Genomic DNA, 22,059 nt, shown 5'->3' on the forward strand with positions numbered 1-22,059 from the left:
TTCACGCATCCACGCGCCAGTGCGCGCCGAGGCTGGCCGGTCGCTGCAGCGCCGCTTCCAGCACGGCCTGCGCCACTCGCGCCTGCCATCCCGACGCTGCCATCGCCCTGATCTCGCGGATCGCACTGGCGAGGGCGAGCTTCGTCCGCACCGGTCCCGCCGCGTGCCACAGCGTGCGTCGCACCGTGGCGAGCGCGGACGCGCCCAGGCCCTCGCCCAGTGCCACGGTGCGGAACGCGTCCTCGTGCGAAACCCGCGCCGGCGCCAGGCGCAGGTGCGCGCCGAGCCAGCGACCGCAGACCACGCCTTCGAGCAGCGAATTGCTCGCGAGCCGGTTCGCGCCGTGCAGGCCGTTGCAGGCCACCTCGCCCACGGCGAAGAGATTCGGCACCGACGTGCGGCCGAGCGCGTCGGTGGCGATCCCGCCCATGTGGAAATGCGCGGCGGCGGTGACCGGAATCGGCTGCGTGCGCGGGTCCACGCCGTGCGCGCGGCAGGTGCCGGCGACGGTCGGGAACGCACGCTCCCAGCCAGGGGTCAGACCGGTCGCGTCGATCCATACCGGGCCATCGCGCCCGGCTTCCCAGACGCGGCGCGACACCACGTCGCGCGGCGCCAGATCGCCCAGCGGATGACGGCCGCGCATCAGCCGCCGGCCGCGATGATCGCGCAACCGCGCACCGGCGCCGCGCAACGCTTCGGTGATCAGCGGCAGTCGCGGGCCGTCCGCATCGAGTGCGGTCGGATGGAACTGCACGAACTCCAGGTCGCGCGTATGCGCGCCGGCGGCCATCGCGAGCGCGAGCCCCGAACCGCTGGTCGTCTCGGCATTGGTGCTGCGTTCGAACAGCGCGCCGAGTCCGCCGGTGGCGAGCACGACGGCGCCGGCCTCGATGACTTCGATGCGCCCGTCGTCGCCGCGCACCTCCACGCCCGCCACGTTGCGGCCCCGCATCAGCAACGACTGCACGCTCGCGCCCGTGCGCCGATGCACGTGGGCCGCGCGCGCAAGGCGGGCCTGCAGCGCGGCGACGACGCATTCCCCGGTGCGGTCACCACCCGCGTGCACGATGCGATGCACGCCGTGCCCGCCTTCGCGCCCGAGCTGCAGGCCCTGGCCATCGCGATCGAAACCCACGCCCATCACCTGCAGCCACGCGACCGCATCGGGCGCCGCGCCGATCACCGACCAGGCGATCGCCGCATCGTTGTGGAACGCGCCCGCCTGCAAGGTGTCGGCCACGTGCGCGCGGACGCTGTCGCCGGCGGCCAGCGCCGCCGCGATGCCGCCCTGCGCGAGGCGGCTGCTGCCGATGCCGCCGGGGTCGAGCAGGATCACCTCGCGCGGCGCGGCCGACAACGCCACGCTCAGGCCCGCGACGCCAGCGCCGACCACGACGACGGGCGGCGTCGCGGGCCGTCTCACACGTGCTCCAGCCGGCCGGCGTCGAGCATCCGTTCCAGCGCCCGGCGCGCGCGTGCGGACACGTCCGCCGGCACCGTCACTTCATGCCGCAACTCCTTCAGGCAGGCGTGGATGTTCGGCAGCGTGATGCGCTTCATGTGCGGACACAGGTTGCAGGGCTTGATGAACTCGACGTCCGGGAACCGCGCGCGCAGGTTGTCGGCCATCGAACATTCGGTGATGAGCGCGACGCGCCTGGGCCGTGCCTTCTCCAGCCAGCGTCCCATCGCGGTGGTGGAGCCGACGAAGTCGGCTTCGGCCTGCACGTCGGGCGGGCATTCCGGGTGCGCCACCAGGGCCGCGTCGAAGCGCTCGCGCGCATGCCGCGCCTGCTGCACGGTGAACTGCTCGTGCACCTCGCACCGGCCGTTCCACAGCACCAGTTCGACGTCGACCTGCGCGGCGACGTGCGCGCCGAGGAAGTTGTCGGGAAGGAAGATCACCTTCTCCGCGCCCATCGCGCGCACCACCTGGACGGCGTTGGCCGACGTGCAGCAGGCGTCGGATTCGGCCTTCACCGCCGCCGACGTGTTGACGTAGGTGACCACCGGCGCGCCGGGATGGCGTTCGCGCAGCGCACGCACGTCGTCGGCGGTGATCGACGAGGCCAGCGAGCAGCCGGCTTCCAGGTCGGGAATCAGCACCGTGCGTCCGGGCGCGAGGATCTTCGCCGTCTCGGCCATGAAGTGCACGCCGCACAGCACGATCAGTTCGGCGTCGCACGTGGCCGCGGCCTGCGCCAGCGCGAGCGAATCGCCGGTGACGTCGGCGACGCCGTGGAAGATCTCCGGCGACTGGTAGCTGTGCGCCATGATCACCGCGCCACGCTCGCGCTTGAGGCGTTCGATCGCGTCGATCCACGGCAGGTGCAGCGTGAGTTCCAGGCACGGCACCAGCGGCGCCAGGCGCTCAATCAGGTCGGCATGCCGCGTTTCGAGTTCGGGATGCCAGTACGGCATCGCGTCGTCCGCGCTCATGCGATGGCCTCATGCGTCGCGCGATGCGCCGCGCGCGCGGCGCGCAAGGTCCGGGCGGTGCGATGCAGCGCGATGCGTACGCCGAGCGGAAGCGTGTCCCACGGCAGGCGATCGAGCAGGTTGCGCACGGTGAGGCCGAGTTCGACGTCGCCGGTCAGCTTCAATCTTCGCTGGAAGAACAGCGTGTCCGCGTCCTCCTGGCGGCTGCTGAGCAGCAGCAGGTCGGTGGCGCTGCCGTGCACCACGGCTTCGGCGGGCTCGTTGGTGCGATGCAGGCCGCCGTCGCGCAGTTCGAGCACCCAGCGCAGGTCGAGGTCGGTCACCTCGATGCCGAGTCGCCGATGGGCGACGACGGAGAGATCGTCGCCATCGAGCGACCCGGCCAGCGCGTTCGAGAGCACGTGTTCGGCGAGCAGGTCGCGCAGGTTCCGCGGCACCAGCGACAGCGGCAGGCGCCAGTAACGCGGCGGTGGAAGCAGCCGCAGCGCCGAACGGCGCGTCGGTCTGCGGGCCGACTTCCGTGCGCGCGTTCCGGCAACGTTCGCCTGCTGCTGGCAGGCGTCCGTCACGAGCGCTTCCATCAGGTGATCGGCGGACGCTGCCGGCACGCGCAGGCGCCCCGCGAGCCGGCGCGCGCGTTCGTGCACCTGTTCCTCGCGCAGGAGGTCGCGCATCGGAACCTCCAGCGCCCGCTTCGCCGGCGCGACCGCCGAGACCAGCCGCCTGCGCGCGGCCAGCAGCACGATCATCGCGTCGTCGACGCGGTCGATGCCGAGCCGCGCGCCATGCAGCGCCAATCGCGCGACGTGTTGCGTCGAGCCGATCCGGATCATGTGGCCCCTCCCCGTGGAATCGAGCGCAGATGCTAGGCGCGCGGGATGGGCGCGCCATTGACGCAGGTCAAGTCGGGTGGTGGCGCGGGGCGAGCGATGCCCGCTCAGCCAGGGAAGCGCATTCTGCGACCGGGGTCATGCGCTGCCACGGTCATCCTGCCTCACAAGGCCGGATGAGTTCGAAGGAACTGGTGCCGCGCGTCAGGACGCCAAGCGCCTAACGGAGTGCGTCCGGAATCCAATGCGCAGCTCAGGAAGAGCTGCGCGATGCCAGCATCGCGGTCAACTCGCCCGCACGAGGCGCCATGTCACGTCACGGTCGTCGATCTGTGGGAAGAAATGGCCGTGGCTCATCAACCGTGCGCCGGTGGGCACGTCTTCGTTGGCCCAGGCGCCGGGCCATGGGCATGGCTCGCCGGACTTGCATCTGGCACCTGGCAGTTCGGTTGGGAGCCACTTCCAATGCACCGCCTGCTCGTTGAACATCGGCAGCACCTGGCCGCGTTCGCTCACGCGGAAGAACAAGCTGTCGTCATCGCGTCCGCGCCAAAGGCCGATGCGAGGTGCCGGTTGACCGCTTTGCAGTTCGGTGGCCGGAGGCGGCGGCAAGGGACAGCGTTGGTCGATGTCGGGGAAGGCCTTGCCGGGCTCTTCGTCCTGTTCGCTGCGCATCTGGTTGTAGCACGCCGCGCGCACAGGATCCTTAGCGAGGCCGTAGTCACCCTCATCGAACAACGCATAGAGCATATAAAGGCTTTGACTATGGCCGAGTGCTGCCGCCTTCTGGAAGTACGGTAACGCCCGACCGACGTCAGCCTCTGCGAAGTGCATTCCGAGCGTATGCCCCGCTTCTGACAACCCTTGTCCGAGCGCACATTCCAGCATCTGAATGCCGATGGCTTCGCCACGTGACTTGTCGGGCTCGGGCTCCAGCGCGAAGGCCGTAAGAATTTCATCGCCAGTAGCCCACATTCCATAGCGATACCCAAGATCTGCCGAACGGCGGAAATAGGCCAGCGCGGCCGCCTTGTCCGGCTTTACGCCGATGCCTTGCTGCAAATGTATGCCCATTCCGTAATAGCCCATCGGCACATTCATCTGCACCAGACGCTCCGTGAGTTCAAGCGCCTTCTCATCATCCTGTGGGACGCCCGTGCCCTCGGCGTACAGTATCGCCAGGTTATTGATCGCCTTGTAGTGACCACGCTCCGCCGCCTGCTGGTACAGCCGGACCATCTCCGCGTCGTTGCGTTCATCATCCAACTTATGTAGCGCACGAGCGCGCTTGAACCACACGTCCGCCTCCGGATCCATAGCTGGATTCCGCTCTTCGGTGCACGTGAACTGCAGGGCCTTCCAGTCGACCTTTGCCGCGATACTGTTGTCCGTATCGGCATGGCAACCGGAGCCCATCAGCGAGAGGCCGAGCGCGAGCAGCAAGCGCCATGAAGAGCTGCGCGATGACAGCATCACGATCAACTCGCCCGCACGAGGCGCCATGTCACGTCACGGCCGTCGACTTGCGGGAAGAACTGGCCATGGATCATCAACCGTGCGCCGGTGGGAACGTCTTCGCTGGCCCAGGCGCCGGGCCATGGGCATGGCTCGCCGGACTTGCATCTGGCACCTGGCAGTTCGGTTGAGAGCCACTTCCAATGCACCGCCTGGTCGTTGAACATCGGCAGCACCTGGCCGCGTTCGCTCACGCGGAAGAACAAGCTGTCGTCATCGCGTCCGCGCCAGAGACCGATGCGAGGGGCCGGTTGGCCGCTTTGCAGTTCGGTGGGCGGAGGCGGCGGCAAGGGACAGCGCTGGTCGATGTCGGGAAAGGCCTTGCCGGGCTCTTCGTCCTGTTCGCTGCGCATACGGTCGTAGCACGTCGCGCGTACTGGATCTTTATCTAGGCCATAATCACCCGCATCGAAAAGCGAGTACAGCATGTAGAGGCTTTGGCTGTGCCCCAGCGCCGCCGCCTTCTGAAAATAGGCAAGCGCACGGCCCACATCAGGCTCCACAAAGAACATGCCAAGCTTATGACCTGCATTGGCCAATCCTTGCCCGAGTGCACATTCGAGCATCTGTATCCCGATGGCTTGCCCGCGCGACTTGTCAGGCTCCGGCTCTAGCGCGAATGCGGTGAGGATCTCATCACCAACAGCTGCCATGCCATACCGATTCCCCATGTCCGCGGCCTTGCGGAAGTATGCCATCGACGCAGCCCGGTCCGTCTGGACCCCAATACCCTGCTGCAAATAGGTTCCCATCAGGTAGAACCCCTGCGGAACATTCATACGCATCAGTTGCTCAGCCAGCTCTACGGCCTTGCCATCATCAGCTGGAACGCCCGTGCCCGTGCTGTACAGCAGCGACAGATTGTGGATGGCTTTGTAATGACCGCGCTGCGAAGCTTCCTGATACAGCCGAACCATCTCCGCATCATTTCGCTCGTTGTTGAGTTTCTCCAACTCGCGAGCACGCTTGAACAGGTCGTCCACATCGGACTCAAGCGGCGGATTCTGTTCCTCAATGCAGGTGAACTGCAGAGATTTCCATTCGATCTTTCTGACTTGCATGTCCACTCCGTCGCGCGCAGTGCAACTGGTTACCAATACAGCAACAAGCGCCATCAGAACTTTAACCATCAGTCGAGCGCCAGTCCCACTTCCACATTCGATTGAAAGTCAATCATCGATGCAACCAAGGGACGATTGTCCCTCATTCTTTCCCTATTGACCTCCATGATTCGCTTCCATCGCTCAAACTCCACCTTTATGTTGTCACCGACCGGCTCCAGCGTATGCATCTTCCAGAGATCGAGCCTCCACTGCCGCGTGAGTGAAGGCGATGGGCAACTCAAACACAGCTCGCTGTCTCCATGCATGCTGCGGTCGTTTACATTGGCCGATCCCAGGATGAAGTGCGTATCGTCTGTCAGCAGCAGCTTTGAATGAACATAGATCGGCTCGTAGATCACTTTCTGTACGGGTAGGGAAACCTGAGACATCCCGCCCGAAGCCGTTCCCGACACCATTGGCACTCCGTCGTATGCCATTCCGCTATTGAGCAGTGTCGCGATGTGGATCTTCACGCCCTGAAGGTCGGATTTCCGAAGTTCCTCGTCCCTCGTTTTCGCGTTCGCCTTCTTGTGATACTCAGGCATTCGCCCCCCCTGCCCCATCTCAGCCAGCATGTCGTACGTCGCCGCGGCCTTGTCTTTCTCAGGCAGATTCGTCACGACAAAAACGTAGAACTCCCCCCGCCATCGATCGCTCTTTAGCTTGCGACGGTTATCTCGCAACTTTGTCGCGAGCGGTTTGTAACGAAAATACTGGTTTTCGAAGTACAGGTAATTTCGCGCGTTATCGATCGCCTTCTCGTATGCAGAAAGAATCGAAAAATCCTCCTCCTGCACCTGGGTGCGGCAAATCTGGGCTAGGGAACCCCCAGCTTGTCGCTGCGCTGGGAGACGAAAATCCTCGCTGCGACGAGCCATGCGCGCATGTCCCCAAGGCCGTCTAGAAAGCACACTCCGCTCCCACGCCCGTTTGAAGTTCTCGTGCAAGTCGTACAGCACCGGACCCCAAACCTGACTCGATATGTCCTGCCATCCGACAAATCCATTCCGGCGAGGATCGGCCCAGGTGTGCTGGTCCGTATCCCAGTAGTTGCGCATGAGGTTATGCCCCATCACAAAACCGGTCGCGAGGAGAGGGTCCTGGTAATCCACAAGGATCGCTTTCTGATGATGGGTGACGGTCGCCCCCAGCACCGCGCTACGGGCCACGTGCTCAGACCTATTTCTTGAGAACGCATCCAAACCTATCGCAAGATGCTCTTTGCCGGTGTAGCCACGCGTGTGGAATTCCAGCATCGGGTATTCGGACCATCGCTTAAACCAATTGCGATTATATGAGCGCGCGTCATCGTCTCCGCGTGCAACAGCCGCGCTGTTCCCGATTCCGTGACCGTAGCCATTGTCCGGCTTGCTGCGACTGGCTCCGCCTGCCGACGTGCTGCCGATGCCGGAACCCAGAACGGTTCCTCCCATGCCATTGATGCCATTTCCAGGCAAATTGTTCTCCACGAAGCCGGCGTACATTAGTTCCCAGATCAGAACCCGAACTTCCACGCCCTCTCTCGCCTTGGTGGTCAGCAGATCGCCAAGCCGCACACCGTCCGGTGGGACGAGTCGCATGCTCGGATCGAACCCCCAACTGACGATATCGACGCTGTGCTTCGCCTTCGCAATGGTCTCCTGGATCTTCGCGAAGGTACGCTGGCCATTAATGAGAGGCTTGACTGCGATGCCTTGTCTTGGTGGAAAGGTCGCAGTCTTGACGAACCAACCCATAGTTGCGTTCGCGTCACGCTTGTCCTTCAGTGACACTGCCACTTTCTGGAGGTTCTTCTCACTTCCGTCTGCCATCACTCTCCACTCCCTTTCGTCCAGATAGCGCCAAAGTTCTTCCCCTGGAACTCCTCGCCCATGGGCTCCTCGCCCTCGTGTTCATACGGATGCCGCCCTTCGTTGGCATGGAGCTGCTGCGCCCGCTCCTCTTTGTCGTCGGAGAAGGACTCGAGCGCATCGATCTCAAAGCGCTGCCCGGTCGTGAGCTCCACGGCGTAGGTCTGCGTGCCGTCCTTGTGCTCCCACTTGATGGTCCCGCGGTCGTCCGCGAGCCCCTGATCCAGCAGCGCACCGTCGGCGAACAAGCGGTAGGGCTCGCCTTCGTATCCCTGGATGAAGCCCGGCAGCGCACCGAGCGTGAGGCGCATGGTGCGGCGCATGGGCAGGCGGCTGGTGATGGGGAAATCCGGGAACGGAACGGTCCTGCTGTCCGGGCCGATCTTGTGGAATTCGGTCGCCTTGACCGTGAACGTTCCGGGCAACACGAATTCGACGTCGCCGTCGCGCATGGTCATGCAGGCGCCGCCGCACAGCAGGCGCAGTTCTTCCTTGGCGGCTATCTGGATGTGTTTCTCGCTGGCGCTGATCTCGATGCTCTGATCGGCCTGGACACGGATGCTGTCGCTCTGCGCCTGCACGACGAACTCGCCCTGGTGGGCAATATGGCGAATGCCGCCCTCGACGGCGAACTGCGCGATGCCCTTGCCTGCGGTGATGCGTACGTGCTCTCCCGCAGTGGTGGAGTGGTCGCGCTCCGCAACGCAGTCCACCGCCTGCCCGGCACCGAGCAGCATGCTTGCTGGAGTCGCCAGCACGAGTCCGGCGGGCGCGGTCGCGGCGAGGATAGACTTTGCGCCTGTTTCGCCCTTGCGATCGTTCGCGCCAGCGCCGAGCTTGTCCACCGCATCCAGAAGCCCTTCGCTGGGGCCGCTCTCGGGCGACAAGCCCTGATGTTGACCTGCGGTTCCGGTCAGCGTTCTGATGAGGTCGACCAACGCCGTAGCGCACTCCAGCAGTTCGCGCTGATCGAGCTGGCCGCTGCCCGCGTTGGCGCGCTCGAACGCGGTGAACAGCAGGCCTCGCGCGGCACGCACCGCGCCGGCCGCGTCGGTGCGCAGTTCGAACCCCTCACCGCGTGGCTTGCCGCGCCCATCCGGCTCGCGCGGATGCGTGATGTATCCCATCGTGAGTTGCGTCGACGCATGCGTGCTGCGGAGTTGCGTCTTCAACTCGCCAGTGGTGTCGTCGATCAGCAACTCGTTGTAGCCGCCGCCCTTGTGTTCCTTGCTTTTCAGCGTGCTGAGCGTCTTCAGCGCAGGAAGTCTGTACGGGGGCAGGTTGCGCTCCGTGTAGGCTCTCCCGGTAACGACCGGCTGATCGGGGTCTCCGTCCATGAAGCTGACGATGACCTGATGTCCGACTCGCGGCGGAAGCATGCCTCCGTATCCGGCACCGGCCCAATCCTGGCTTACGCGAATCCAGCAGCTCGCCCCGTCGCGTTCACCCGCCCGGTCCCAAGGGAACCACACCATGATTCTGCCTTGCGGGTCGACGTGCACCTCCTCATTCGCCGGACCTACGACCAGCGCGACCTGGGGCCCGTCCATGACAGGGCGCGGCAGCGGCGCCGGTCGCCACTCCATGTCGCCGGGAACCGCTTGCGCGGTGTAGGAATAGTGAGTGCCGGTGCTCGCGGCAGCGCTTTCCTCTTCCTGCGAGACCGCCTGTTCGCCACTGTGGTGCATCGCGATCACGCGCCAATCGCGGTTGATCGCGTCACTGGTGTGGTCCTCTAGCAGGAAGCTCAGTCCGGGCCAGAGGCGCGCGTCGTCGCCCTCCAGCGTTGCTATCGTGGACCCGGTACGCAGTTGTTGAAGCCTGGTAGCGGTGAAGGGTTTACCAACTTCGTCCCTTTTGTACCTCCCCAGTGCGTCGTAGTGCTCGAACTCACCGACTCCATCCCGCGCATCGCTGCGATGTTCGAGCGAATACTGGGGATTGCGAAACGTCGTGTCGCGCTGCACGGTCCGCGTCGGCGCGAGCTGGCGGCGCAGGCCGAAGTGCCAGAGTCGGGGCTCACCGGCATCGCCGCCGGGGTTCGGCTGGTATGCCACGGTGCCGATATCATCCGCTCCGGGCAGACGCGGCCCCGAGATCAGCTGATCGGTCAGTACCAGCTGCGAATGCTGGCGCGGATCGAAGTAGTAGACGAAGCCCTCTTCAGCGGCCAGCCGCGACACGAATCCGAGTTCGGTTTCGCGATGCTGGACGCAGTACTCGCGGGTTTCGTGGGATCGCAACGCAGTGATGCGGGCTTGCACACCACGTTGAGCCAGCCGTTCACGCAGGATGTCCGGGACGGTCTGTTGCTGATGGATCTGGCTGCCATGCCATAGCCCGAGCCGCGCAAGCGCGGGTTCGATCACCGCACGATAACGGGTGCGCCTGAAGCCGGTCTCGCAACGCTCGAACATCGTGCAGACACCGAGGAGATTGCGGACCGGATGACTGTCGCACTCGATGGCGAAGGTGGCCTCGGTGTCGAGCACCGCATCGAGGTCGATGTCATCGGATTCGCTCGACAGTTCGAGGCTGAGCCGAAACGGCCTGGAGAGGCCTTCTTCGAGATCGAAACGGACCACATCGAGCGCGACATCTGCGTCGAAGTGAATCCTGAACCGCAGGTCCGAGCGATTTGCCATCGGTACGTCTTCCATGAGTGGGCCGCGGCAAGACTCGGCCCACACACGGTGGTCAAGCAATGGGATTAAGCCTCAGTCACAACTGGCGATTGTGTCCTCGCAATCCCGATGCGCCACTCGCACGCGCTGGCCGCAACGCATCCACGCGGCGAGCGTGACCAGCCACGCAGATGCGAAGGCGAGTCCAGCCGCCGCGTGCCACCGATGCGACGACATCGCAGCGATCAACGACGCCCCCGAAAGCACGTGGGCGAGCAGCACGCGGCGCTTGTCGCGCTCTGGCATCAGCGTGCCGACGCCGGGAACGCGGCGGCCGCGTGGCACGACGCGGCGCAGGTGGATCCAGGCGAGGAAGCCGGCGATCTCCAGCATCATCCCGACGACGAGGAACGGGAATCCGATCGCCAGTGCAAGCGTGCCGACCAGCATCGCGCCATCGATGCCCGCCGGCAGCGGCGCGGCCATGCACACGGCCGCGGCGAACAGCGCGATCGTTCCGAGCGCCCAGAACACCACGAGCGTCGGATTGCGCCGGAGCCGCGCCTGCGCCTGCAGCCACAGCGACGTCGCGACGAGCGTGCACGTTGCCGCCGTCGCGGTGAATGCCAGCACCACACCGTTACCTTCTACGCGCCGCCACGCGCCGAAAGCCAGGCCGAGCGCGACGGAGCACATCCACGCGGGCAGCATCCACGGCGGCGGGTTGCGCGTTCCCTGCAGCATCGGCAGCGTGACGGCACCGATCGCGGCGATCAACGCAAGCACCGCGCCGATCGCACCGAGCGACGCGTGCACGTCCACGAGCCCGCCCAGGTCGAACGCGAACCGCCCCGCCAGCGTCAGCAGCGCCACGACGCCGAGCGTGGCGGTGATCGCAAGCGCGCACATCGACCCGCCGATGCCGGCACGCAGCCAACGCGCCCCTGTTCCGCGCCACAACGAGACGCACGCGAGGGCGGCGAACGCGATCAGCGATCCGCCCAGCAAGGCCGCCGCGACGTGCATCATCGACGTCGACATGCGCGTCATCGCGAACGCGAATGCCGCCAGCCCCGCGTTGAAACAGACGTGCAACGCGGGCACGAACCGCGCGCCGACGAAGCGGCTCGTCGCCGCCACCGGCAGGAACTGCGTCAGCGCCCCGAGCATCGCGTTGCCGATCACGCCCAGCGTGAGCAGATGCACCAGCACGACCGTCGCCGGCGTCCAGCGCGACGCGAATCCGTCGCCGCCGTGCCATGCGATCCACGCGCCCGCGACGATGCCCCACAGCACGGACGCAACCAGGAAGCGCAGCGGCGTGCTCGCCGTCGGCGCCTGCGTGATGGCCAGTCCGCTCACGCGTGGTCGCGTCCCCTGCCCCGTTCGCCGGGATCGTGCGCTTGCGCGCGGGTGATGCGCACGCGGAAACCGCCTTCATCCGGTGCGACATCGGTGTGGAAACCGTCTGCCTGAAGGATCGCCAGGAGCGGCGTCGGATACAGCGGCGTCAACGCTTCGATCGACTCGCCGATGCCCAGCGATCCGACGGCCGCGAGGATGCGCTCCATCGGTTCCGGCGGTGCGAGGTGGCGCAGGTCGAGGGTGGGCATGTCGGAGATTCGGAATTCGGGATTTGAAGAAGCATCGCGTGTGCCGTCCTTTCCCGACTCAGTCCTCATCGATCCCATCGCGCGGATCCGCCTCCAGCGACACGCCCGCCGCTTCCAGCGATTCCACGATCATCGCGAAGCCCTCCGATGCCGGATCGAAATGTTCGAGCGATTGATCCATGGCTCACCTCAGGTCCAGAAATAGAGAACGCCCAGCGGGTGATGCGCACGCGCGATGGCGTACACCTGCGCGTACGTCAGCAGCGCCAGCACGAACATCGCCACGCGCGTGCGTGTGCGCCGCGATCGCATCGCGAGGATGCCCAGCACGACATACGCGATGACCAGCGCGACCTTCACCAGCAGCCAGCCGTTCGCGAACAGCGCGCCGGGCAGGATCGTCAGCAGCATCATCGCGGCGGTGAGCAGCACGGTGTCGATGGTGTAACTGAGGTAACGCACCGGCGCCGTCATCGGCCAGCGCAGGCCGGCCAGCGCGGAGGAGCCGCGCAGAAGGAACAGCGCGCCGCTGCACGCGATCGCCGCGATGTGCGCCAGCTTGATCTGCGGATAGAACTCGATCATCGAAGCGTCCTCATCCCGGCTTGCCGTCCACGCGCGGCGACAGGTAGATGCGCCCCAGGCGCGTCACCCACGGCACGAACGCCACCAGCCAGCCGATCGCCGCCGCCACATGCCACGCGTACGCATCGGGCGCGAGTTCAGCTGCCACGCGCATCGCCGCGACAACCTGCACCGCGACGAACGCGAACCACGCCACCGGAGGCATCACCAGCGGCCGGCCCGAATGTCCCTGCGTCACGCGCGTGACCATCGCCACCAGCAGGCTGCCGAAGAAGCCGATGAACAACGCGTGCGCCGGTGCGCGGCCCAGTTCGAAAGCGCCGGTCGTCGCGTAGAGCAGGCTCTGCACCGAATACAGCGCGAAGGTGACAGGCAGCCACGCGGTGCCGATGAACAGCACGGCGAGCAGCCCCGGCATGCGACCACGCGGCCACCAGCGCCATAGTGCGTAGGCGCTCGCGCCGAGCAGCGGCAGATCGGCGAGCCACAGCCACGCGTAGGCGTGGGTGAGTTCCAGCACCAGATGCGCCATCAGCAGCGCCCACACGATCGCCAGCCATCCCATCGGACGCCACGGCTTGTAACCGGGCACCGCGTTGCCGGCGAAGAACGGGAACATCCGGTGCGCGACGGTCACGTACACCGGCAACAGCAGGCCGACCGTGCCGAGCTTGATGCTCGCCATCGCCCACATCGGCGAGGCGCCGAGCACGAAGCCGGCGAACGCCACCAGGCCCAGCCATCCCAGCACGAGCGCGGCGAAGCAGGAGCGCGCGTGCCACGTCGCGCCCTTCTCCCGCACCAGTTGCGTGCAGAGGATGACGACGCCGGCGGTCCAGCCCGCCGTCGCCATCAGCAGGCCGACAAGGAAACCGACGTCCCAGCCGCACGCGCCGACGAGAATGGCGAGCTGCCCGCCCATCAATCCGGCCCCAACCGGCAGGTAATGCCAGCGCGACAGGTCCGGCAGGCCCATCCAGCGCGGGAAGACGGTGAGGAGGAAGCCGAAGATGAAGCTCGGCAGCACCAGGTACTGCATCACGAATGCATGCAGCCAGCCGGCGGGCACCGGTGGTGGCGTCATGGCGAAGGTGTCGGGCCAGCGCGTGGACGCCAGCCACAGCGCCCACCACAGCATCGCCAGCAGGACATTCCCCGCCCCGATGAAGAACATCAGCCGATGCGGCGCCTGCGCCAGGCGGCGGGGAGAGAGGGCGGTTTCGGCGGTTTTCTGGAGCATGGGGGGAGTGTCGGCGTGGCGATCTGTTTTCGCCTTGACGCAGGTCAGGCGGATGCGCAATCCGAGGCCGTCGTCCCGGCGAAGGCCGGGATCCACGCTGTCACGTGTTTCGCGCCTTGTTCGTCCTTCCAGCTGCAGAAACCACTTGCTCTTGGTCGCGCGAAAAGCAACGGCGCAGTTTGGATATGCAACGGCAGATCGGCGGTATCCCTCCGTTGCCCATCGCCCCAACCCGCTTTCGCTCGGAGAGGGGCTCAAAAAAACCTGAAAAAAGCCCGGCCGAAGCCGACCGGGCGAACCGATGAACCCACTCCGGATCAAGCCCGGGCCGGCTCCACCGCGGGTGCCGCGACTCGCCGCGGCGCCACCCAGAGGCGGAAGACGAACCACGCCAGCGCGAGCGCACCCACGCTGAAGATCGTGTCGGCCGGAACGCGCATCCACACCAGCAGGTCGACGATCGGCTGCTGCATGAACTCGGCCGAACGCGCGTACCAGTAACCGTGGTCGAGCGCCGCATTGAGCTGCAGGATGCCCAGCGGCAGCAGCGTGAACGCCGCCATTCCGGCCAGGCCGATGTTGAATGCCCAGAAGCTGGTGCGCAGGACCTTCTCGTTCCACTCCACGTCCGGCTTCAGGCCGCGCAGGCAGAACAGCATCAAGCCGATGCCGAGCATGCCGTACACGCCGAACAGCGCGGTGTGGCCGTGGGTCGGCGTCAGGTTCAGGCCCTGCATGTAGTACAGCGACAGCGGCGGGTTGATCAGGAAGCCGAACAGCCCCGCACCGACGAGGTTCCAGAACGCCACCGCGATGAAGAACATGATCGGCCAGCGGTAGCGCTGCATCCACGGCGTGGCCTTGCCCATCTTGTAGCTCTGGTAGGCCTCGAAACCGACGTACGCCAGCGGCACCACTTCCAGCGCGGAGAAGCTCGCGCCCAGCGCGATGACCGCCGTCGGCGTGCCGGTGAAGTACAGGTGGTGCAGCGTGCCGAGCACGCCACCGGCCATGAACACGATGGTCGCGAACAGCACCGCGATGGTCGCCGTCCTCACCTGCAGCAGGCCCAGGCGCGTGAACAGGAACGACATCACCGCGACCGCGAAGACCTCGAAGAACCCTTCCACCCACAAGTGCACGACCCACCAGCGCCAGTATTCGACCATCGACAGCGAGGTGTGCTCGCCCCACATCAGGCCGGCCGCGTAGAACAGGCCGATCGCGACGGTGGACAGGAACAGCAGCACCACGATCGAACGCGACTCGCCGCCGCCCCTGATCGCCGGCCACAGCGAGCGGCCCACCAGCGTCAGCCACAGGCCGAGGCCGATGAACAGGAACCACTGCCAGAAGCGGCCCAGGTCCACGTATTCCCAGCCCTGGTGACCGAACCAGAAATTGCGTTCCAGGCCGAGCTTCTGCATCACCGCGAACCACTGCCCGGCGAACGCGCCGACCACGATGATCAGCAGGCACACCCACAGCAGGTTGACGCCCAATCGCTGGAATCTGGGCTCATGCCCGGAAATCGCCGGCCCGATGTACAACCCCATGCCGAGCCACGCGGTGGCGATCCACAGCACCGCCAGCTGCGTGTGCCAGGTGCGCGTGAGCGAGTACGGCAGCACGTCGGCCAGCGCGAAGCCGTACGCCTGCTGGCCTTCGACCTGGTAGTGCGCGGTGATCGCGCCGAGCAGGATCTGCGTGAGGAACAGCGCGATCACCACCCAGAAGTACTTGGCGGTGGCCTTCATCGACGGCGTCACCTTGATCGACGCCAGCGGATCGGTCTTGGGCAACGTCGGCGCCAGTTCCTCGCCATGGTTGACCGCGTAATGCCAGCCCAGCAGCGCGATGCCGGCGATCAGGAACAACACGCTGAACACCGTCCACACGAACGCGCCGGTGGTCGGCTTGTTGCCGACGAGGTCGTCGGCCGGCCAGTTCGCCGTGTAGGTGATGTCCGAACCCGGGCGCTCCGTCACCGCCGCCCACGACGTCCACCAGTAGAACGCGGTCAGCTTGCGGCGATGTTCGGCGTCGGGAATCGTGTCGTTGCGCATCGCATACGCTTCGCGCAGTTCCGCCGTGGCCGGATCGTTGCCGAACAGGCTGGTGTAGTGCGACGCGACGGCCTGGATCGCCTCGATGCGATCGGCATCCAGCTGGATCGTCTTCGTCGCCTCGTCGTAGGTATTGGGCCGCAGCAGCGCCTGCACGCGCGCCTCGTAGGTCGCGCGGATGCCGGGCTCGAGCTTTCTGTAGCTGTCGACGCCGCCTTCGCGCTTCGCCCAGACGTCCATCACCGCCTCGGCTTCGCGGTGCAGCCAGTCGGCACTCCAGTCCGGCGCGACGTAGCCGCCGTGGCCCCAGATCGAGCCCAGCTGCTGCCCGCCGATCGACTGCCACACCTGGCGGCCGGTCTCGATGTCCTTGCGCGTGAAGACCACTTCGCCCTCCGGACCGACCACCTGTTCGGGCATCGGTGGCGACTGGCGGTGGATTTCGCTGCCGACCCATAGCAGGACGGCGAACGAAGCGATGAGCAGGGTCGCCAGCCCCACCCACAACTTTCGGGTCGAATTCATGTCAGCACTCCGTGGAAAACGGAGGCATGTTCGGCCGGCGGCACCCGCCTACGACATGACGCAGATCAAGTGCAATGCGAATGTTTCGCAGTCGGCGGAGATCGACGCGGGACGGCCGCGTTTGTAGCCCGGGTAAGGCCGAAGGCCGCAGCCGGGATTGCCACGTCACCGCGACGCACACCTTGACGGCCCCCGGGTGCGCTTCGCTTACCCGGGCTACAACGGCCCCGCAGTGCGCCGCTTTTGTAGCCCGGGTAAGGCCGGAGGCCGCACCCGGGTCCCCACGTCACCGCAAGGCAAACCTTGACGGCCCCCGGGTGCGCTTCGCTTACCCGGGCTACAAGTGCCCTGTCAGTGCGCCGCTCGTGTAGCCCGGGTAAGGCCGGAGGCCGCACCCGGGTCGCCACGTCACCGCGAGGCAAACCTTGACGGCCCCCGGGTGCGCTTCGCTTACCCGGGCTACAACGGCCCCGCAGTGCGTCGCTTTTGTAGCCCGGGTAAGGCCGAAGGCCGCACCCGGGATTGCCACGTCACCGCGAGGCAAACCTTGACGGCCCCCGGGTGCGCTTCGCTTACCCGGGCTACAACGGCGACCGGCGGTCAGTGGCGCAGGACGGTCAGCGCCATGGCTTCCAGCCGCGCCATGTCGAGGATTTCGACGTCCCGCTGCTTGATCGATACCAGCCCGTCGCGTTCGAACCGGCGCAGCACGCGGCTCACGGTCTCCGGCGCCTGGCGCAGGTAGTTGGCGATGTCGGTGCGCGACATCGTCAGCTGGAAGCGCCTGGGCGAAAACCCGCGCTGCGCGAGGCGGCGCGAGAAACCGATCAGGAACGCCGCCATGCGCTCATCGGCGGAATGATCGCCGGCGAACAGCGACGCCACACCGATGTCGCGGCTCATCAGGCGGAACAGGTGCCGCTGCAGGTACGGCAGGCGCGTGGCCAGCATCGCGATGCGCGGGAACGAGAACCGGCACAGCATCACCGTGTCCAGCGCCACCGCGTTGCACGGGTAGCGATCTTCATGCACGGCGTTCAACCCGATCACCTCGCCCGGCAGGTGGAAACCGAGCACCTGCTCGCGTCCGTCCGAATCGAGCATGTAGGTCTTGACGGTGCCCGCGCGCACGGCCGCGATCGCGCCGAACGCATCGCCTTCGCGGAACACGTGCTCGCCCGCGTGCAGCGGGCCGACGTGTTCGACCAGCACGTGCAGGTCCATCAGCGCGCTCTTGTCCATGCCTTCGGACAGGCACGCCTGCGAGAACGCGCAGGTGGAACAGAAGGTCAGCGAGTCGCCGTCGTCGGCGATGATCGATGAATCGGTGCGCGGAAAAACGATCCCGGAACTCATGCCCTGCCCGATCGCGACGTCAGACGGTCCTGGAGAACTGGGTCACCGCCCCGTCCTGCGGGACGAGGTAGCGGTCGAAACACGCCGCCAGCACCCGCAACAGCAGCCGGCCCCGGGGCGTGGCCCGTACGGCGCGTGAAGACAGTTCCACCAGCCCGTCCCTTTCCAGCGTCTCCAGTTGCGGCCAAGAGTGTGCGAAATAGTCTCGGAAGTCCATCAGGTGCCGACGCTCGGTCTGCCGGATGTCGATCTCGCCAAGGCACATCAACTGCTGGATGACGTCGGCCCGCACCAGGTCGTCCTCGTCCAGGTGCATGCCGCGCCACACCGGCAGGCGTCCTTCGTCGATGGCGCGCTCCCAGCTCGGCAGGTCGCGCGGGTTCTGGCTGAAACTCGCGCCGACGTGGCTGATCGCGCTCACGCCCAGGCCGACCAGGTCGGTGTCGGCGCAGGTCGTGTAGCCCATGAAATTGCGATGCAGATCGCCGCGCGACTGTGCCTGCGCAAGGTCGTCGTCCGGCAGCGCGAAATGGTCCATGCCGATGTAGACGTACCCGGCCGCGCCGAGCCGCTCGATCGCCCGCTGCAACAGGCGCAGCTTCTCGTGCGGCGACGGCAGGTCTTCGGCGTTGATCTGCTGCTGCGGCCGGAAGAGCTTCGGCAGGTGCGCGTAGCTGTAGATCGCGAAGCGGTCCGGCCGCGCCTGCAGCGCGATTTCGAGCGTGCGGTCGAAGCCGCCCAGTGTCTGCAACGGCAGGCCGTAGATCAGGTCCACGTTCACCGAACGGAAGCCGTGCGTGCGGCAGGCGTCGATGATCGCAAGCGTCTCCTCCACGCCCTGGATGCGGTTCACCGCCTTCTGCACCACCGGATCGAAGTCCTGCACGCCCAGGCTGGCGCGATTGAACCCGGCCTGCGCCAGCGTGTGGATGTCGTCGGGGCTGACGAAACGCGGATCGAGCTCGATCGAGCATTCGCGCCGTTGCGCATCGGCGAAGGCGAAGTGGTTGCCGATCACGTCCACCACCTCGGCGATCTGCCCCGCCGCGAGGAAGTTCGGCGTGCCGCCGCCGAAGTGCAGCTGCACCACTTGGCGGTCGCGGTCGAACAGCGTCGACATCATGCCGACCTCGCGGTACAGGCGCGTCAGGTACGCCTCGCCGCGCGCCTTGTCGCGCGTGATGATGCGATTGCAGCCGCAGTAGAAGCACGGACTGGTGCAGAACGGCACGTGCACGTACAGCGACAGCGGGCGCGGGATCGGATCGCCGTTGGTGAGCGCGGCAGCCTCGCGCAGCTGGGTCGCGCCGAAATCCGCGCGGAACTGCGGCGCGGTCGGATACGAGGTGTAGCGCGGCCCCGGCCGGTCGTAGCGGCCCAGCAGCTCGGAATCGAAAAGGATGGACGAAGTGGCCATGGACGCAGCCTAGCGGCGCCATAAAACCGTGCCTTGATTTCGGTCAAGGAGAACGTGTCGCCCCTCGCGGAAGGCCGCTCATGGCCCCCGGGGCAGCATCCGATGCGGAGATCGCATCCGGCTTGACCTGGATCATGTCCGCCTGAACAGGGCGCGCGGATGCTGTCGCCGTCGCGGACCGGCGCCCATCGGCGCATCGCGGGCCGCCACGGGGAAACGCGATGCCATGCCGTACTACGTGATCCTGACGATCCACCTGCTGTGCGCGTTCGTGTTCGTCGGCACGGTGTTTTTCGAAGTGCTGGTCATGCACGCGGTGCGCCGGAAGGTGCCGCCGGATGTGTTCGCCGCGATCGAACGCGCCATCGGCGACCGCACGCGCCGGCTGATGCCCTGGGTGCTCGCGCTGCTGTACGCCGCCGGCATCGCGCTGGCGTGGCAGTACCGCGCGCTGCTCGCGCACCCGCTGGACTCCGCGCCCGGCACGTTGCTGTGCATCAAGATCGCGCTGGCGATCAGCGTGTTCGGCCACTTCCTGTGCGCGATGCGGCTGCGTCGCCGGGGACGATTGCGCGGACGCACGTCGCGCTGCCTGCACCTGAGCGTGTTCGCGCACGTGGTCGTGATCGTACTGCTGGCGAAGGCGCTCTTCCACGTCGGCTGGTGATCCATTCCCGTTTCCGCCCGCGCGCCGCGTCGATGCGGCGCCGTGGCCACGATTCCACCTCACGAGACTTCGCCATGCTCCACGCGTCCCGCTTCGCCGCCGCGCCGCTTGCGCTCGCGGTATTCCTTGCGCTGCCCGTGCACGCGGAATCCGACCGCGACCAGCCGATCTTCGACATGCGTTACCGCTTCGAGCACGTCGATCCCGACAACGCGCTGCGCAATGCCGACGCGCAGACGCTGCGCACCCGCATCGGTTACCGCAGCGCACGCGTCGCGGGCTGGTCGGGCCTGGTGGAAGTGGACAACGTCAGCCACCTCGGCGCGGAACGCTTCAACAGCACGCGCAACGGGCGCACCGCGTACGCGGCTGTGCCCGACCCCGACGGCACCGGCTTCAACCAGGCGCTGCTGCGTTTCGACAGCGACACCGCCGCGGTGATCCTCGGCCGGCAGCGCATCAACCTCGACAACCAGCGCTTCATCGGCGGCGTCGGCTGGCGGCAGAACGAACAGACCTTCGATGCGGCATCGCTGCAGTTCAAGCCGGCGGACAAACTCGCGTTCTGGTACAGCTACGTCGACGACGTGGACAGCGTGTTCGGCCCCGACGACCGCCACGCCAACGCGACCAACCCGGCCGATTACGAAGGCCGCAGCCATCTGTTGAACGTGCAGGCGAAGCTGTTCCCTGCGCTCGCCTTCACCGCGTATCAGTACCGGCTCGAACTGGACAACGTCGCCGTCACCGCGAACGCGCCGCTCGGCACGCTGTCCAGCATCACCACCGGCCTGCGCGCCAGCGGCCGCGCGGGCGCGTGGAGTTATGCGGTCGAGTTCGCCCGGCAGAAGGACAACGACGGTAATCCGTGGCAACTCGACAGTCGTTACGTGCTTGCCGAACTGGGCCATGCAATCGACAAGGTCCAACTCCGCGCGGGTTACGAAAAGCTCGGCGCGGGGCGCGGAACGGGCAGCGGGAACCGCGCGTTCCAGACGCCGCTGGGCACGCGGCATGCATTCCAGGGCTGGGCGGACCAGTTCCTCACGACGCCGGCCGGCGGCATCGAAGACCGCTACATCGGCGTCACCGCACCGCTGTGGGGCGGCAGCGTGCAGGCGTGCCTCCACGACTTCATCGCCGATCGTGGCGGTGCGGACTACGGGAGCGAACTCGATCTCTCGTACCAGCATCGCCTGCCGTGGTCGCCGCGCCTGACGGTGCTGGGGAAGCTCGCGCGTTACCGCTCGGACGATGTTGCCTTCACCGTCGATACCGACAAGGCGTGGTTGCAGCTGCAGTACAGCCATTGACCTCGGCCAATCGCAAGCGCTTGACCTGCGTCAAGGTCCGGCGCTCCGCGCGGTGCGCGAATTACCTCTCCATCCCAAGCGGATCCGATCGATGAACATGTATCCCTTCGACGCGCGCGGCATCGGCAAGCGCTTCCGCCATGCGGCGATCTTCGGCGCACTCGACGCGCTGACCCCCGGCGAAACCATGCGCTTCTTCAACGATCACGACCCCGTTCCGCTGCTGCGCCAGATGGAGCAGCGCTACGGTGAGGCGGTGCGCGTCGAATACCTGCAGCGCGAACACGGCGTGGTGATCATCGACTTCACGGTCGTGGCGCAGAACGATGGCGCGACGCGGGCGTTGCCGCCTGCGGGGTGTGGGTGAGGCGGGCTTCGCGATGAAGCGTTCGCCCTTGTAGTCCGGGTAAGGCCGAACGCCGCACCCGGGGGAACGCAGGATGGCACCTCTCGCGAAAAGCCCCGGGTGCGCTTCGCTTACCCGGGCTACAAATGCCGGCTAACGATCACCCGAGCATGCCGGCGCCAGCCCGCCGCGCGTTCGCGGACGTGCCGGCAGGCCGACACCATCAGTCCCACGAGCACGTCCGGAGTGTGGATGGCAACAACCAATCCGAAGGCAAGGGGCGCCAGATACGCAAGGCTCGCCGCCATGATCGGGACGACAAGCACGTTGAACGTCAGCGCCTGGCCGGGCGCCGGCCAGACGATGATGCAGGCCACCACGAGCATGAGCGCTGCGATGGCATGAAGCTGCAACCAGCTGTTGAACAGTCGTGGCGCCGTGCGCCTGAGCCGCGCTTCGATGCGCTCGATGCTCCACAGGAGCAGCATGACCAGGCCGATCAAGGCGAGGAAACAAGAGAGGCCGACTACAAATTCCATTTGCGTGTCTCTCGAAGACATCGTGAAG

19 protein-coding genes are annotated in these 22,059 nt (G+C 66.3%); 3 read left to right on the forward strand and 16 right to left on the reverse strand.

Going from position 1 to position 22,059, the window contains the following annotated elements; genetic code table 11:
• Position 1 precedes the first annotated feature (1 nt).
• The 15 genes from I4U41_RS00115 to hemN all read right to left on the reverse strand — a co-directional run bounded on the left by I4U41_RS00115 (position 2) and on the right by hemN (position 19,166).
• Complete coding sequence (locus tag I4U41_RS00115) at positions 2-1,426, reverse strand: FAD-binding protein (RefSeq protein ID WP_206858283.1); 1,425 nt, start codon at positions 1,424-1,426, stop codon at positions 2-4.
• A complete protein-coding gene (nadA, locus tag I4U41_RS00120) occupies positions 1,423-2,442 on the reverse strand; it encodes a quinolinate synthase NadA (RefSeq protein WP_206858285.1) in 1,020 nt (339 codons plus the stop codon). Before nadA ends, I4U41_RS00115 begins: the two co-directional genes overlap by 4 nt.
• Positions 2,439-3,275: a ubiquinone anaerobic biosynthesis accessory factor UbiT gene (ubiT, locus tag I4U41_RS00125; protein ID WP_206858287.1), complete on the reverse strand. Its 837-nt coding sequence runs from the start codon at positions 3,273-3,275 to the stop codon at positions 2,439-2,441. Before ubiT ends, nadA begins: the two co-directional genes overlap by 4 nt.
• A 282-nt stretch (positions 3,276-3,557) precedes the next feature.
• Positions 3,558-4,775 (reverse strand): tetratricopeptide repeat protein, encoded by a 1,218-nt coding sequence (locus I4U41_RS00130; protein ID WP_206858289.1) that lies wholly within the window; start codon positions 4,773-4,775, stop codon positions 3,558-3,560.
• Entirely contained in the window at positions 4,751-5,917 is a 1,167-nt protein-coding gene (locus tag I4U41_RS00135; protein WP_206858292.1) for a tetratricopeptide repeat protein, read from the reverse strand. Before I4U41_RS00135 ends, I4U41_RS00130 begins: the two co-directional genes overlap by 25 nt.
• Positions 5,917-7,662 (reverse strand): phospholipase D-like domain-containing protein, encoded by a 1,746-nt coding sequence (locus I4U41_RS00140; protein WP_206858299.1) that lies wholly within the window; start codon positions 7,660-7,662, stop codon positions 5,917-5,919. Before I4U41_RS00140 ends, I4U41_RS00135 begins: the two co-directional genes overlap by 1 nt.
• A 38-nt stretch (positions 7,663-7,700) precedes the next feature.
• Positions 7,701-10,385: a type VI secretion system Vgr family protein gene (locus tag I4U41_RS00145; protein WP_206858311.1), complete on the reverse strand. Its 2,685-nt coding sequence runs from the start codon at positions 10,383-10,385 to the stop codon at positions 7,701-7,703.
• Positions 10,386-10,457: 72 nt separating this feature from the next.
• A complete protein-coding gene (locus tag I4U41_RS00150; protein WP_206858313.1) occupies positions 10,458-11,726 on the reverse strand; it encodes a hypothetical protein in 1,269 nt (422 codons plus the stop codon).
• The gene (locus tag I4U41_RS00155; RefSeq protein WP_206858314.1) at positions 11,723-11,977 is read right to left on the reverse strand and encodes a DUF2249 domain-containing protein; all 255 of its coding nucleotides are present in this window, start codon (positions 11,975-11,977) and stop codon (positions 11,723-11,725) included. Before I4U41_RS00155 ends, I4U41_RS00150 begins: the two co-directional genes overlap by 4 nt.
• A 58-nt stretch (positions 11,978-12,035) precedes the next feature.
• A complete protein-coding gene (locus I4U41_RS18475; protein ID WP_255541955.1) occupies positions 12,036-12,158 on the reverse strand; it encodes a hypothetical protein in 123 nt (40 codons plus the stop codon).
• A gap of 8 nt (positions 12,159-12,166) precedes the next feature.
• Positions 12,167-12,562, reverse strand: a complete 396-nt coding sequence (locus tag I4U41_RS00160; RefSeq protein ID WP_206858316.1) for a SirB2 family protein — start codon at positions 12,560-12,562, stop codon at positions 12,167-12,169.
• A gap of 10 nt (positions 12,563-12,572) precedes the next feature.
• Positions 12,573-13,802, reverse strand: coding sequence for an NnrS family protein (locus I4U41_RS00165; protein ID WP_206858318.1), 1,230 nt, complete (start codon positions 13,800-13,802; stop codon positions 12,573-12,575).
• Positions 13,803-14,119: 317 nt separating this feature from the next.
• Positions 14,120-16,393 (reverse strand): nitric-oxide reductase large subunit, encoded by a 2,274-nt coding sequence (locus I4U41_RS00170; protein WP_206858321.1) that lies wholly within the window; start codon positions 16,391-16,393, stop codon positions 14,120-14,122.
• Between the two features lie 600 nt (positions 16,394-16,993).
• Positions 16,994-17,749: a helix-turn-helix domain-containing protein gene (locus I4U41_RS00175; RefSeq protein ID WP_206858324.1), complete on the reverse strand. Its 756-nt coding sequence runs from the start codon at positions 17,747-17,749 to the stop codon at positions 16,994-16,996.
• 19 nt (positions 17,750-17,768) lie between these two features.
• A complete protein-coding gene (gene hemN / locus I4U41_RS00180) occupies positions 17,769-19,166 on the reverse strand; it encodes an oxygen-independent coproporphyrinogen III oxidase (protein WP_206858337.1) in 1,398 nt (465 codons plus the stop codon).
• 226 nt (positions 19,167-19,392) lie between these two features.
• Between hemN and I4U41_RS00185 the strand changes: the two genes are divergently transcribed.
• The 3 genes from I4U41_RS00185 (at position 19,393) to I4U41_RS00195 (ending at position 21,513) form a co-directional block, all read left to right on the forward strand.
• Positions 19,393-19,833: a CopD family copper resistance protein gene (locus I4U41_RS00185; RefSeq protein ID WP_206858339.1), complete on the forward strand. Its 441-nt coding sequence runs from the start codon at positions 19,393-19,395 to the stop codon at positions 19,831-19,833.
• A gap of 74 nt (positions 19,834-19,907) precedes the next feature.
• Positions 19,908-21,146 carry an alginate export family protein gene (locus I4U41_RS00190; RefSeq protein WP_242524929.1) on the forward strand — a complete coding sequence of 413 codons (1,239 nt, stop codon included), beginning with the start codon at positions 19,908-19,910 and terminating at the stop codon, positions 21,144-21,146.
• A 91-nt stretch (positions 21,147-21,237) separates the two neighbouring features.
• Positions 21,238-21,513 (forward strand): DUF2249 domain-containing protein, encoded by a 276-nt coding sequence (locus tag I4U41_RS00195; protein ID WP_206858341.1) that lies wholly within the window; start codon positions 21,238-21,240, stop codon positions 21,511-21,513.
• A 119-nt stretch (positions 21,514-21,632) separates the two neighbouring features.
• On the opposite strand, the gene I4U41_RS00200 is transcribed toward I4U41_RS00195, so the two are convergent.
• Positions 21,633-22,031: a hypothetical protein gene (locus tag I4U41_RS00200; RefSeq protein ID WP_206858343.1), complete on the reverse strand. Its 399-nt coding sequence runs from the start codon at positions 22,029-22,031 to the stop codon at positions 21,633-21,635.
• Positions 22,032-22,059 lie beyond the last annotated feature (28 nt).

Source organism: Lysobacter changpingensis (genome assembly GCF_017308985.1).
Classification (GTDB): Bacteria; Pseudomonadota; Gammaproteobacteria; order Xanthomonadales; family Xanthomonadaceae; genus Lysobacter_J; species Lysobacter_J changpingensis.

Excerpts from the sequence above, each read along its gene's own strand:
- nadA (WP_206858285.1), bottom strand. The coding sequence starts at position 2,442 with ATGAGCGCGGACGACGCGATGCCGTACTGGCATCCCGAACTCGAAACG.
- ubiT (WP_206858287.1), bottom strand. The coding sequence starts at position 3,275 with ATGATCCGGATCGGCTCGACGCAACACGTCGCGCGATTGGCGCTGCAT.
- I4U41_RS00130 (WP_206858289.1), bottom strand. The coding sequence starts at position 4,775 with ATGGCGCCTCGTGCGGGCGAGTTGATCGTGATGCTGTCATCGCGCAGC.
- I4U41_RS00135 (WP_206858292.1), bottom strand. The coding sequence starts at position 5,917 with ATGGTTAAAGTTCTGATGGCGCTTGTTGCTGTATTGGTAACCAGTTGC.
- I4U41_RS00145 (WP_206858311.1), bottom strand. The coding sequence starts at position 10,385 with ATGGCAAATCGCTCGGACCTGCGGTTCAGGATTCACTTCGACGCAGAT.
- I4U41_RS00155 (WP_206858314.1), bottom strand. The coding sequence starts at position 11,977 with ATGCCCACCCTCGACCTGCGCCACCTCGCACCGCCGGAACCGATGGAG.
- I4U41_RS18475 (WP_255541955.1), bottom strand. The coding sequence starts at position 12,158 with ATGGATCAATCGCTCGAACATTTCGATCCGGCATCGGAGGGCTTCGCG.
- I4U41_RS00160 (WP_206858316.1), bottom strand. The coding sequence starts at position 12,562 with ATGATCGAGTTCTATCCGCAGATCAAGCTGGCGCACATCGCGGCGATC.
- I4U41_RS00165 (WP_206858318.1), bottom strand. The coding sequence starts at position 13,802 with ATGCTCCAGAAAACCGCCGAAACCGCCCTCTCTCCCCGCCGCCTGGCG.
- I4U41_RS00170 (WP_206858321.1), bottom strand. The coding sequence starts at position 16,393 with ATGAATTCGACCCGAAAGTTGTGGGTGGGGCTGGCGACCCTGCTCATC.
- I4U41_RS00175 (WP_206858324.1), bottom strand. The coding sequence starts at position 17,749 with ATGAGTTCCGGGATCGTTTTTCCGCGCACCGATTCATCGATCATCGCC.
- hemN (WP_206858337.1), bottom strand. The coding sequence starts at position 19,166 with ATGGCCACTTCGTCCATCCTTTTCGATTCCGAGCTGCTGGGCCGCTAC.
- I4U41_RS00185 (WP_206858339.1), top strand. The coding sequence starts at position 19,393 with ATGCCGTACTACGTGATCCTGACGATCCACCTGCTGTGCGCGTTCGTG.
- I4U41_RS00190 (WP_242524929.1), top strand. The coding sequence starts at position 19,908 with ATGCTCCACGCGTCCCGCTTCGCCGCCGCGCCGCTTGCGCTCGCGGTA.
- I4U41_RS00195 (WP_206858341.1), top strand. The coding sequence starts at position 21,238 with ATGAACATGTATCCCTTCGACGCGCGCGGCATCGGCAAGCGCTTCCGC.
- I4U41_RS00200 (WP_206858343.1), bottom strand. The coding sequence starts at position 22,031 with ATGGAATTTGTAGTCGGCCTCTCTTGTTTCCTCGCCTTGATCGGCCTG.